Origin of the sequence: Curtobacterium sp. MCBD17_040 (assembly GCF_003234805.2) — a bacterium.
Lineage (GTDB): Bacteria > Actinomycetota > Actinomycetes > Actinomycetales > Microbacteriaceae > Curtobacterium.
Window position 1 is genome coordinate 870317 of sequence record NZ_CP126273.1, and the last position, 12366, is coordinate 882682.

General features: G+C 71.5%; 12 protein-coding genes. 9 read left to right on the top strand and 3 right to left on the bottom strand.

Annotated elements, in window-relative coordinates:
• Positions 1-38: 38 nt before the first annotated feature.
• From DEI94_RS04230 to ndk, 3 genes are read left to right on the top strand one after another with little or no spacing between them, the layout of a single operon-like run.
• The gene (locus DEI94_RS04230; protein ID WP_375334633.1) at positions 39-1457 is read left to right on the top strand and encodes a bifunctional folylpolyglutamate synthase/dihydrofolate synthase; all 1419 of its coding nucleotides are present in this window, start codon (positions 39-41) and stop codon (positions 1455-1457) included.
• On the top strand, positions 1454-1897 hold the full coding sequence (locus DEI94_RS04235; RefSeq protein ID WP_111011043.1) for a DUF4233 domain-containing protein: 444 nt from the start codon (positions 1454-1456) through the stop codon (positions 1895-1897). The genes DEI94_RS04230 and DEI94_RS04235 overlap by 4 nt, the downstream gene beginning before the upstream one ends.
• A gap of 52 nt (positions 1898-1949) precedes the next feature.
• Positions 1950-2369, top strand: coding sequence for a nucleoside-diphosphate kinase (gene ndk / locus DEI94_RS04240; RefSeq protein ID WP_111011044.1), 420 nt, complete (start codon positions 1950-1952; stop codon positions 2367-2369).
• 285 nt (positions 2370-2654) lie between these two features.
• On the opposite strand, the gene DEI94_RS04245 is transcribed toward ndk, so the two are convergent.
• Both DEI94_RS04245 and DEI94_RS04250 read right to left on the bottom strand, forming a co-directional pair.
• Positions 2655-3575, bottom strand: coding sequence for a DsbA family protein (locus DEI94_RS04245; RefSeq protein WP_111026919.1), 921 nt, complete (start codon positions 3573-3575; stop codon positions 2655-2657).
• Between the two features lie 143 nt (positions 3576-3718).
• Entirely contained in the window at positions 3719-4321 is a 603-nt protein-coding gene (locus DEI94_RS04250) for a vitamin K epoxide reductase family protein (RefSeq protein WP_258368710.1), read from the bottom strand.
• Between the two features lie 270 nt (positions 4322-4591).
• Between DEI94_RS04250 and DEI94_RS04255 the strand changes: the two genes are divergently transcribed.
• Together DEI94_RS04255 and DEI94_RS04260 are read left to right on the top strand one after the other, a co-directional pair.
• A complete protein-coding gene (locus DEI94_RS04255; protein ID WP_111026918.1) occupies positions 4592-7570 on the top strand; it encodes an Rne/Rng family ribonuclease in 2979 nt (992 codons plus the stop codon).
• 175 nt (positions 7571-7745) lie between these two features.
• Positions 7746-8810, top strand: a complete 1065-nt coding sequence (locus DEI94_RS04260) for a hypothetical protein (protein WP_146244406.1) — start codon at positions 7746-7748, stop codon at positions 8808-8810.
• Between the two features lie 17 nt (positions 8811-8827).
• On the opposite strand, the gene DEI94_RS04265 is transcribed toward DEI94_RS04260, so the two are convergent.
• Positions 8828-9103: a DUF4031 domain-containing protein gene (locus DEI94_RS04265; RefSeq protein WP_111011048.1), complete on the bottom strand. Its 276-nt coding sequence runs from the start codon at positions 9101-9103 to the stop codon at positions 8828-8830.
• A gap of 153 nt (positions 9104-9256) precedes the next feature.
• Between DEI94_RS04265 and rplU the strand changes: the two genes are divergently transcribed.
• From rplU to proB, 4 genes are all read left to right on the top strand, one after another.
• Entirely contained in the window at positions 9257-9565 is a 309-nt protein-coding gene (rplU, locus tag DEI94_RS04270) for a 50S ribosomal protein L21 (protein WP_111011049.1), read from the top strand.
• A gap of 12 nt (positions 9566-9577) precedes the next feature.
• Positions 9578-9829: a 50S ribosomal protein L27 gene (gene rpmA / locus DEI94_RS04275; RefSeq protein WP_111011050.1), complete on the top strand. Its 252-nt coding sequence runs from the start codon at positions 9578-9580 to the stop codon at positions 9827-9829.
• Between the two features lie 116 nt (positions 9830-9945).
• Positions 9946-11469, top strand: coding sequence for a GTPase ObgE (gene obgE / locus DEI94_RS04280; RefSeq protein WP_111011051.1), 1524 nt, complete (start codon positions 9946-9948; stop codon positions 11467-11469).
• A gap of 64 nt (positions 11470-11533) precedes the next feature.
• On the top strand, positions 11534-12355 hold the full coding sequence (proB, locus tag DEI94_RS04285; protein WP_111026916.1) for a glutamate 5-kinase: 822 nt from the start codon (positions 11534-11536) through the stop codon (positions 12353-12355).
• Positions 12356-12366: the final 11 nt, after the last annotated feature.

Below are 12366 nucleotides of genomic sequence, written 5' to 3' on the forward strand. Positions count from 1 at the left end.
ACGAGGACGGCGAGCCCGTCGCCGGGACTCCACGTCCGGTGACGGCGGGCGTCCCCGTGCCGCACGGGCCCGAGGACGACGGCGTCGCCCAGGTCGAGTCGGAGCTGTACGCCCGCATCGGGGAACAAGCCCCCGAGCGTCGGCTGGCGGCGACCCGGCGTGCCGTCGAGCTGCTCGGCGACCCGCAGCACGCGTTCCCGGTCATCCACATCACCGGCACGAACGGCAAGACGTCGACCGCCCGGATGATCGAGAGCATCGTGCGCGCGCACGGGCTCCGCACCGGACTCATGACGAGCCCGCACCTCGTGTCCATCCGAGAGCGCATCGTCATCGACGGCGAGCCCATCCGGCCCGAGTCGTTCGTCGAGAACTGGCGCGACATCCAGCCGTACCTGACCATGACCGACGACGAGCTCCGCGCCGCCGGACAGCAGCCGCTCACGTTCTTCGAGGCGCTCACGGTCCTCGCGATCGCGTGCTTCGCGGACGCGCCGGTCGACGTCGCCGTGATCGAGGTCGGCATGGGCGGCGAGTGGGACTCCACGAACGTGGTCGACGGCCAGGTGGCGGTGTTCACCCCGATCGCGATCGACCACGCCAAGCAGCTCGGCAACACCGTGGCCGAGATCGCCCGGACCAAGGCCGGGATCATCAAGCCCTCGGCGGCGGTCGTCAGCGCGCGGCAGACGCCGGAGGCCCTGGGGGAGCTCGAGCGTGCGGCGGCCCTGAGCGAGGCGACGCTCGCCGTCGAGGCGACCTCCGGCCCGAACGGCGGCTTCCGCGTGCTGTCGGACACCCCGGCCGTCGGCGGTCAGCTCGTCAGCGTCCAGGGCGTCGCCGGCCGGTACGACGACCTGTTCGTGCCGCTCTTCGGTGCCCACCAGGCCGAGAACGCCGCGGTGGCGATCGCCGCCGTCGAGTCGTTCCTCGGTCGCGGATCGCAGCCCCTCGACGAGGACGTCCTCAGCGAGGGCCTCGCGGCAGCGACGTCGCCCGGCCGTCTCCAGCCGATCGCCCAGCAGCCGACCGTGGTCGTCGACGCCGCACACAACCCGCACGGCGCCCGGGCCCTGGCCGAGGCCCTGCCCGTCGCGTTCCCGTCCGACCACGTGGTCGGCGTGCTCGGCGTCCTCGCCGACAAGGACGCCCGCGGCATCGTTCGCGCGCTCAAGGACGTCGTGGCCACGTTCGTCGTCACGCAGCCCCCCGGCCCCAGGGCCCTCGACGCCGACGCGTTCGCCGCGATCGTCGTCGACGAGGTCGGCCCGGATCGGGTGGTCGTCGAGCCCGACGTCGAGGCCGCCCTGGCCGAGGCAAGGACTCTCGCCGAGGACGCCGACGCCGAGGCTGACCTGGCCGAGGGGGAGCCGGGCGCCATGGTCCTCGTCGCGGGCTCCATCGTGCTGATCGGTCGGGTCATGGACCTGGTCCACGGCGAAGGCGAGTCGGCATGACGGACGCTCCCCGGACCTCCCCGCCGGCCCGCGGCACACGGATGCGGCGTCCCCGCCCCCCGCGCGGCGCCCGCGAGAGCCTGCTGTCGATCGTCCTCGTGCTCGAGGCCGTGGTGTTCTTCTTCCCGATGCTCGTCGTGTTCGGCAAACACGAACTCCCGCCGGCCGCGGCGTTCGGCGGCGGTCTCGGCTTCATGGTCGTGCTCGCCATCGCCTCCCGGCTGACCGGTCGCCCCGCCGGTGTAGGGTTCGGATGGCTGCTGCAGGCGGCCATCATCGCCACCGGCTTCGTGGAACCGTTCATGTTCGTCGTGGGCGCCATGTTCCTGGCGTTCTGGATCTACTGCTTCGTCAAGGGTGGTCAGCTCGACCGGACGAATGCGGCCCGCGCGGCGGCCCTCGGCGAGGACCCCGCACCGGGCACCGACGCCGGCGCCTGACCGTCGCCGCCGCACACCGACCACATCCACCCCCGAACCCAGGGAGCAATGCGTGTCCGACCTCGAAGAGACCCTCGTCCTCGTCAAGCCCGACGGCGTCGCCCGCCAGTTGACCGGGGAGATCCTCCGCCGCATCGAGGCGAAGGGCTACGAGATCGTCGACCTGAAGATGCTGACGGCGTCCCGCGACCTGCTCAGCGCCCACTACGAGGAGCACCAGGGCAAGCCGTTCTTCGAGCCCCTCGTCGAGTTCATGGAGTCCGGGCCGATCGTCGCCGTCCGCGTCGCGGGCAACGGCGTGATCGCCGGCTTCCGCTCGCTCGCGGGCACCACCGATCCGACCTCGGCCGCGCCGGGCACGATCCGCGGCGACCTCGGGCGCGACTGGGGTCTCAAGGTGCAGCAGAACCTCGTGCACGGCAGCGACTCGCCCGAGTCCGCCGCGCGCGAGCTCGGTCTCTGGTTCGCCTGACCCGCCGTTCCACGTGTTCCCGACAGGCCCGTCGTCGTCCGACAACGGGCCTGTCGCCGTATCCGCGTGCATGCGATGCGCGGGCATCTGACGACGTCACCCCTGTCGTCCGACACCCGCGCCGTCGAGACGAGCACCCGCACCGGGCGTGACCGGGAGGCCCGACACCACCCCGGGGAGCGAGCGGACACCCGAGACGGAACGACGACGGGCCGCCCCCATCGGGACGGCCCGTCGTCTCACGGCTGATGGTCGCCGCGGGGCTGGCCCGTGGCGACCGTGCGATCAGCCCGCCGAGGGCGTGGCGGTCGGCGTCGCGGTCGAGCTGCCCGACGAACCCACGGCCTGCTCGGCGACCTGCTCCACGAACGACGAGAACGCCGACGTGTCGGTCAGCGACCCGGTGTACTGCTGCCCGTTGACGAGGACGAGCGGGGTGCCGGTGAGCTTCTTGACGTCGGAGTTCGGGATCTTGTCGTTGAGCGTCCGGTTCGTGACGTCGGCCACCCACCCCTTGAACGTGCCGTTGTGGATGCAGCTCGGGATGTTCTCGTTCGTCGCGCCAGCGGCCTTGACGAGGCTGACGATCTGGTCGTCGGTCAGACCCTTGGTCTGCTCGCTCGGTTGCTTCTTGTAGAAGCGCTGGTTCACGGCGAGGAACTTGTTCGGCTCGTAGTTCGCGACACAGGCGGCGGCGTTGGTGGCGCGGGTCGAGTACTTGGTGCCGAGGGAGCTCGCGTCGAGCAGCGCGAACGGATGGAGCTCGAGCGTGGCGTACCCGGCGGTGACCCACTGCTTGATCTGCGTCATGTTCGTCGTCTCGAACTGGTTGCAGTACGGGCACATGTAGTCCTCGTAGATCACGACGTTGATCGTGTCCTTGTGGGCTGCCGTCTTGGTGGCCGTCGGCTCCGCGCCGGCCTTCGTCGCACCCGTGGTGACCGCGGTGATCGACTTGCCGTTGCCGTGCAGGAGGATGCCGTCGCTCGCCATGTTCTTGGGGCCGGGGCCCGCGGGCTGGATCGAGTTGACGACGACGAGCACGACGATCGCGGCGACGGCCAGCACGGCGAGGCCGATGCCGCCCTGCAGGAACAGCCGGTTGCGGCGTCTGCGCTGTTGTTCTCGCTCGCGCATCGCCCGCGCGTGCTCGCGGGCTGCTTCGCGCCGTGCCTTCTTGGAGGAGTTGTCGCCTGCGGTGCTCATCGGCAACAACCGTAACGGGTGCTGGAGGGGGTCGAGCGCGGCTCGGCTGACAAACCTCCCAGAAGTGCGTGACGCGTGATCGACGCCGGTGCGCGGGGCGTCGACATCAGGCCGGCGTCGCGGTGCGGACCGGTCGTACGCGATCAGAAGAGGATGGCCCGCAGCGTCGGGAACATGATGAGGATCACGAGGACGATCACGACGTAGTTGACGAGCACGATGAGCCAGGAGAACGGGAGGACCGCCTGGCCGATCCGACGTCCGCGTTCGCCGAGGTTCCCCCGCGCCAGGTTCCAGCACGTGAACACCCAGAACATCGGGATCGTCATGGACCAGACGAGCATGCACCAGGGGCAGAGCGCACCGATCGACCACACCGTCTGCGTGAAGAGCCACGTCACGAACACCCACGCCAGGAACACCCCGGCGTTGAACGCCACCCAGAACCAGCGGGCCGCGACGACGCCGGCCAACAGCATCACCGCGACGGCGATCGGTGCCACGAACCCCGAGACGCCGAGGATCGGGTTCGGGAACCCGAACAGATGTGCCTGGTGGCTCGCCATGACGTTCGAGCAGCTGATGAAGGGGTTGACGTCGCATCCCAGTGCCTGCTTGGGGTGTTCCAGCAGTTGGTACTCGTCGACGACGAGCCGGAAGGCGCCGTACAACCCGCCCGCCCCGGTGACGAGGAGGAACACGGCCATGGCCACGGGTGGACGACGGAGGGCTTCGCGGGACGTCACGAGCGCCATCATCGCATGCACGTTCGGCATTCCCATGGGCGGGCGTGCGATAATCGATGGGTCGACGGTCCCGTACCGTCGATGACGAAGAGCTTTCCGGGCCCGGTGCCCGGACAACGAAGCGCCGTGAGAGGGCGCGCGCGACCGTGGTGCTGCCCCGTACGGAGCGGCACCGGCCGCTTGGAGCGAGCGCGGGGGCGTAGTCGCCGCCCGCCGAGGATTCCCGCCGGTCACGTGCTGACCAGGCCGGGCTGAGGAGTGCACCAGTCGATGGTGGAGCAGAACGACAACAACAACGAAGACGGTACGAAGCGCCGCGGGCGCCTGTTCGGCAGCCGCCGGGCACGGTCCCACGGACCGGACGACCACGTCGCCGACCGGGAGGCCCGGGCGACGCCCGTCACGCCGCCCGCGTCCGACGCGGAGGACCCCGGCGAGCTCTCGGCACCGGTGGCGTCGGTCGACGCCCCGGACGCCGCGCGCGTCGTCGTCGACGAGGGCGACTCGGTGACCTCCGCGGTCGACGAGGCCGCGCAGGTGACGACGGTGATCGACGAGGCCGCGCAGGTGACGACGGTGGTCGACGAGGCCGTGTCGGTGACGACGATGGTCGACGCGGTCGCGTCGGTGACGGAGGCGGTGCCCCTCGGCCTCGCTGAGGACACGGCAGCCGACCTCGCCCCGGAGGCGACGGGGTCGGTTGTCACCGATCTGCCGGATGCGGAGCCCACCGGCGCCGGGCAGCCGGAGGCCGAGCCGTCGACGGCTGAGGAGTCCGCGGCCGAACCCGCACCGACGTACCCGGTCGCGACGAGCACGACGAGCCTCATCTTCCATGCGCCCGTGCTGCCGGACCTGCCCGAGCGGTTCCAGCCGGACGACGAGCCGGACCGCGACCGTGACCGCGACCGTGACCGCGACCTCGTCGAGTCGCCGAGCACCCGCCGTCGATCGCGTCGTCGCGGGGCCGCCGCGCAGGACGACCAGCAGGCCGACGACCCGGGCGTGCAGCAGCAGCGGCAGCCCAAGCAGAAGCGCGAGCCGGAGCTCATCACCGAGCCGCAGCGCATCAAGGGGTCGACCCGGCTCGAGGCGAAGAAGCAGCGTCGCCGTGACGGCCGTGACGCCGGTCGCCGCCGTCAGGTCATCACCGAGGACGAGTTCCTCGCCCGCCGCGAGAGCGTCGACCGCCAGATGATCGTCCGCTCGCAGGCGGACCGCATCGAGATCGGCGTGCTCGAGGACGGCGTCCTCGCGGAGCACTACGTCACGAAGAACCACAACGTCTCGCTCATCGGGAACGTCTACCTCGGCAAGGTGCAGAACGTGTTGCCGAGCATGGAGGCCGCGTTCGTGGACATCGGCCGCGGGCGGAACGCGGTGCTGTACTCGGGCGAGGTCGACTGGGACTCCGTCGAGACGGGCAACCAGCCCCGCCGCATCGAGCTCGCGCTCAAGCCCGGCGACAAGGTCCTCGTGCAGGTGACGAAGGACCCGGTCGGCCACAAGGGCGCCCGCCTGACGAGCCAGATCTCGCTCCCGGGGCGCTACCTGGTCTACGTGCCGAACGGCTCGATGAACGGGATCTCGCGCAAGCTGCCCGACACCGAGCGCGCGCGCCTCAAGAAGATCCTCAAGGAGGTCCTGCCGGAGCACGCGGGCGTCATCGTGCGCACCGCGGCCGAGGGAGCGACCGAGGAGCAGCTCACGCGCGACGTCACCCGGCTCACGAGCCAGTGGGAGGCGATCCAGAACAAGGTGCAGAACGGCCAGGCGCCGGTGCTGCTCCACAGCGAGCCCGACCTCCTCGTCAAGATCGTGCGCGACGTCTTCAACGAGGACTTCTCGAAGCTGATCATCGACGGTGATGCCGCCCGCGCCGTCATCGACGAGTACCTCTCGGCGGTGGCGCCGGACCTCAAGGACCGCGTCGAGCTCTACGAGGGCCCCGACTCGTTCGAGGAGCACCGGCTCAACGAGCAGATCGAGAAGGCCCTGGACCGCAAGGTCTGGCTGCCGTCCGGCGGCTCACTGGTGATCGACCGTACCGAGGCGATGACCGTGGTCGACGTCAACACGGGCAAGTTCGTCGGGTCCGGGGGCAACCTCGAGGAGACCGTCACGAAGAACAACCTCGAGGCTGCCGAGGAGATCGTGCGTCAGCTCCGACTGCGCGACATCGGCGGCATCATCGTGGTCGACTTCATCGACATGGTGCTCGAGTCCAACCGCGACCTCGTGCTCCGCCGTCTCGTCGAGTGCCTGAGCCGTGACCGGACGAAGCACCAGGTCGCCGAGGTCACCTCGCTCGGCCTCGTGCAGATGACCCGCAAGAAGATCGGCGTCGGCCTGCAGGAGTCGTTCGCCGAGGTGAACGCCAAGGTCAACGACAACACGAACGAGTCCTCGCCGAAGGGTGGCCGGAGCGGTCGCAAGGGCCGGGGCAACGGCGGTGGCCAGGGCAACGGCAGCGGCAACGGCAGCGGCAGCGGCAACGGCCAGCAGTCGTCGCAGCAGGCGCACCAGATCACCGAGGACGTCAAGAACGCACTCTCGCGGATCGCTGCATCGACCATCCCGCACGACGACGCCGCTGCGACGGCCGCGAGCGGCACCGCGCCGACGAGCGCGAGCCAGCTCGAGGAGGCTCTGGACAGCGCCAGCGGAGCCACACCGGGTGAAACCGACGCCGGTACGGGGACGACGCGATCGCAGCGCCGCTCCCGTCGCGGGGACCGGAACGAGCGCGGCGATCGGAACGAGCGTGCCGACCGGAACGAGCGTGCCGACCGGGAGGAGCGCACCGAGCGCACCGAGCACGCTCCGTCCGCCGACGCGACCGTGGAGCAGCCGACCGAGGTGACACGGCAGCAGCCCGCAGCGCCGCACGAACCGGCGACGCCCGAACCGGTGTCGGCGACCCGTGAGCCGGCGTCGACGGGGTCTCGTCGGGTGAGCACGACGGCGACCGTGTCCCCGACCGAGTCCGTCGCGATCCTCGACATCCCGCTCTCCGCGGCGCCGGTCCGGCAGCCCCGGCCGGTGAGCACCGAGGCGGCCGAGTCCCTCCTGGACTCCGTCCTCCAGGCGCTCCCCGAGCCGAAGCAGCCCGGCCAGGGGCGCAACCGGTCCCGCAGGGTGACGTCGGGGAGCATCAGCGCACCCGCGACGACCAGCGGCGCAACCGACGCCGGCGGTGCTGACGACGCGGGCGACCCCGACGGCGGGCCGGTCATCCTCGGGCGGTGACCGCAGCGCGGGACTGAGCCCGGGCCTCCCGGCAGACGGCCGACGCGGCCGATGACGAACGCGACCTCCCCCCGACGGGGCGGGGTCGCGTTCGTCGTTCCGCGGTAGCGTTTCCTGACCGTCGACCGGTGCCGCGTGCCGCGGCCGCCCACCGCCACCGCAGAGGAGAGCCCGCGTGTCCGATCCGACCGACGACCACCAGCAGCCGGTCGGGGGAGCGCCCGGGTTCCCGAGAGACGGCCGTGCCGCGTCCCAGGGTGACCACCACCGGATGCCGGGCGCGGCCGGCCCCGCGCCGTCGTGGGCGTCCGTACCGGGTCCGTCGGTTCCGGGTCCGTCGGTTCCGCGAGTACCCGGCCCCGGCATCGGGCTCCCGGGCGCCGTTCCCGCATGGCGGAGGAGCAGCCCCACGAGTGTGTTCGCTCGGGAGCGCTCGGGAGCTGGAGTCGCCGCCGCGGCGCTCGCCATCGCGGTGGTCGCGGCGGTCCTGCTCGTGTCGTCCCTGTCCGAGTTCCTCGGCACCCTGTCCTACGCGGGCGCGATGGACTTCGGCGACGAGGGCTTCACCGGCACGCCGCTCGGGTACTTCCTCGTCACGTGGCTGCTCGACCCACTGGCGTTCTACGTCGTCGCGTTCGTCGTCCTCGCGTTCCTGACCCCGGTGACGCGACGGAGTCCACTGCCGACGATCGTGCTCCGGGCGATCGTCGCCGGGGCGGCGGGGACCGTGGGCATCATGGTCGTCGGCGTGTTCGAGGGCTTCGTCCACGCGGTGAGCGAGCTCGACTGGACCTACCTGCTCACCGACATCCTGACGGACCCCGTGTCCCGCGGCGTCGAGTACACGGCGCTCACCGTCACGGCCTGCACGCTCGTCTGGTTGTGGTCCGGACGTCCAGGGCGACGAGGCCGCACCGGCCGTCCGGGGATGCCGGGCATGGTCCCGCCGGCCGACGCCGTGCCGGTGGCCACGATCCCGCCGCAGGCGCCAGCCTGGCATGCGGCTGCTCCGCGCCCGGGTGCGTCGCAGCCGGGAGGCGCGTGGCCGACGGGTGCGTCGCAGCCGGGGAGCGCGTGGCCGACGGGTGCGTCGCAGCCGGGAGGCGCGTGGCCGACGGGCGCAGCGCAGCCGGGAGGCGCGTGGACGGCCGATGCGTCCCGGTCGGGAGGCCCGTGGCCGACGGGGACGTCGGTTCCCGAGGAGTGGCGTGCGACCGACGAGGTCGACCGGGACCGCTGAGGCGCCCGGGCAGCGGGTCAGTGCCCGGAGCGCTTGTCGCGCTGCGGGACCCGGAGTCCGCTCGCGATGAGCCGGAGGACGAGTTCCCGGCCGGACACGGCGAGGGCCCCCAGCGCGACGAGTTCGTCGTGCCGGGCCGCGGGGACGTCGTAGTGGTCGTGGTCGAACGCGCGGCGGGGCAGGCCGGCGCGGGCCGCGAAGGCGTGGAGCTCGTCGTAGGACTCGTCGCTCACCAGGTGCGACCAGACCGTGTCGTGCGCGGGCCAGACGGGAGGGTCGATGAGCACGGTCACCCGGAGGAGCCTACGGCGTGGCGCGCGTTTGACCGGACCGGGAGCCATCGAGTACCCTTGGTTGTTGGTGTCCGCGAGGCCTCATGCCCGCGTCGACCGCGTCGGCGACGGCACCGCAGACTTCCCTCCAGCAGAGTACGTAAGGAATTCCACGTGGTTTACGCAGTTGTGCGCGCCGGCGGCCGTCAGGAAAAGGTCGAGGTCGGCACCGTCCTGAACATCGACCGCATCAAGGGCGACGAGAACGGCACCATCCAGCTCGCGCCGGTGCTCCTCGTGGACGGCGACAAGGTCACCTCCGCGGCGAGTGACCTCGCCGGCGTGACGGTCACCGCCGAGGTCCTGAACGACCTCCGCGGCCCGAAGATCGTCATCCAGAAGTTCAAGAACAAGACCGGGTACAAGAAGCGTCAGGGCCACCGCTCGGAGCTCACCCGCGTCAAGATCACCAAGATCGCGTAAGGCGGAAGAACAATGGCACACAAGAAGGGTGCGAGCTCCACTCGCAACGGTCGTGACTCGAACGCGCAGCGCCTCGGCGTGAAGCGCTTCGGCGGACAGGTCGTCAACGCGGGCGAGATCATCCTCCGCCAGCGTGGCACCCACTTCCACCCGGGCGCCAACGTCGGCCGTGGCGGCGACGACACGCTCTTCGCGCTCACCGCGGGCGCCGTCGAGTTCGGCACCAAGGGCGGCCGCAAGGTCGTCAACATCGTCAACGCCTGATCGCACGACGACACACCCCACGAGAAGGGCGGGCCGAGTGCCCGCCCTTCTTCGCTTTCCCGCCGGGTGCGGCGCCCTCGGTCCGGCGCCCCTGGCACCAGCTCCGTGAGGACACCATGGCCACCTTCGTCGACCACGTCACCCTGCACCTGACCGCGGGCAACGGCGGCAACGGCTGCGTCTCGGTCCGCCGCGAGAAGTTCAAGCCCCTCGCCGGGCCCGACGGCGGCAACGGCGGGAACGGCGGGGACATCGTCCTCGTCAGCGACCCCCAGGTCACGACCCTGCTCGGGTACCACCGGTCGCCCCACCGCTCCAGCCGGAACGGACAGCCCGGCATGGGTGACATGCGCAGCGGCACGAGCGGCGAGGAGCTCGACCTCCCGGTGCCCGTCGGCACCGTCGTGTACGACGAGCGCGGCGAGCAGATCGCCGACATGGACCGCCCGGGGATGCGCGTCGTCGTCGCGCAGGGCGGTCAGGGTGGCCTCGGCAACGCCGCCCTCGCCACACCGAAGCGCAAGGCCCCCGGGTTCGCGCTCCTCGGCACGCTCGGCGAGACCGGGGACGTCCGGCTCGAACTCAAGACCGTGGCCGACGTCGCCCTGGTCGGGTTCCCGTCCGCGGGCAAGTCGAGCCTGATCGCCGCGATCTCCGCCGCCAAGCCGAAGATCGCCGACTACCCCTTCACGACGCTCACCCCGAACCTCGGCGTCGTCGAGTCGGGATCGGTCCGGTTCACCGTCGCCGACGTCCCCGGCCTCATCGAGGGGGCGTCGGAGGGTCGCGGACTCGGCCTCGAGTTCCTCCGGCACGTCGAGCGGTGCAGCGCCCTGCTGCACGTGATCGACTGCGCGACGCTCGACCCCGGCCGTGACCCGATCAGCGACCTCGACGTCATCCTCCGCGAACTCGAGCGGTACCCCGTGCCGGCCGGTCAGACACCGCTGCTCGAGCGTCCCCAGCTCGTCGCCCTCAACAAGATCGACGTCCCCGACGCCCGCGAGCTCGCCGAGTTCGTGCGGCCGGAGCTCGAGTCGCGGGGCTACCGCGTGTTCGAGATCTCGACCGCGTCGCACGCTGGACTCCGTGAGCTGACCTTCGCCCTCGCGGACATCGTCGAACAGGCCCGGGTCACGCAGGCCACCCAGCCCGAGCCTGAGCGGATCGTGCTCCGTCCCCGGGCGGTCGACCAGACCGAGTACACCGTCCGCGCCGAGGGTGGCGAGGAGCACCGGTTCTACCGGATCCGCGGGGCGAAGCCCGAGCGCTGGGTGCAGCAGACGGACTTCGACAACGAGGAAGCCATCGGCTACCTGGCGGACCGACTCGCCAAGCTCGGCGTCGAGGACGACCTCTTCAAGGCCGGCGCGGTGGCCGGTTCGACCGTCGTGATCGGCGGGGACGGCGGCATGGTCTTCGACTGGGAGCCGACACTCACCTCGACCGCCGAGCTCATCACGAGCGCACGCGGCACGGACTCCCGCCTAGACCTCAACCCCCGCCCGACCCGCGGTCAGCGCCGTGCGGAGTACTTCGAGCGCATGGACGCCAAGGCCGAGGCGCGCGCCGAGCTCGAGCGCGAGCGCGTCGCCGGACTCTGGGCGGACGACGACGACACCGAGCCGGACGCCGACTGACCGACCACGCCCGCCCCGAGCACCCGGCAGGACCACGACCCGACACGACAGGAGTGCCGCAGCGATGACCGACAGCACGACCACGCGCGCGGAGCCGACGCCCGTCCGGACCCGTGCCGACGTCCCGACCGCGCGCCGGATCGTCGTCAAGGTCGGCTCGTCCTCGATCAGCGGGGAGAACGCCGGGCAGATCGAACCCCTCGTCGACGCCCTCGCCGCCGCGCACGGCCGGGGCACCGAGGTCGTGCTCGTGTCGTCGGGGGCGATCGCGACGGGGTTCCCGTACCTGGCGCTCGACGCCCGCCCCGACGACCTCGCGACGCAGCAGGCCGCCGCGGCCGTCGGGCAGAACGTCCTGGTGTACCGGTACCAGCGGAGCCTGCGCCGGTACGAGATCGTCGCCGGTCAGGTGCTCCTGACCGCCGGGGACCTGCAGAACCCCACGCACCGGGTCAACGCGCAGCGGGCGATGGACCGCCTGCTCGCGCTCCGGATCCTGCCGATCGTCAACGAGAACGACACCGTCGCCACGCACGAGATCCGGTTCGGGGACAACGACCGGTTGGCCGCCCTCGTCGCGCGGTTGCTCCGTGCCGACGTCCTCGTCCTCCTCTCGGACGTCGACGCGCTCTACACGAAGCCGCCGGAGCAGCCCGGCGCCGAGCGGATCGCGGAGGTCCCGTTCGGTGACGACCTCGCAGGCGTCACGTTCGGTTCGGTCGGCGCCGCGGGAGTGGGGACGGGGGGCGCGGGGACGAAGGTCGCGGCCGCCCGCCTCGCGGCCGAGGCCGGCACGAGCGTCCTCGTCACCGCGACCGCGCTCGTCGACCGCGCGCTCACGGGTGACGCGATCGGGACCTGGTTCGCCGCCGGACCGCAGGCGTAGCGCGCGTCGGT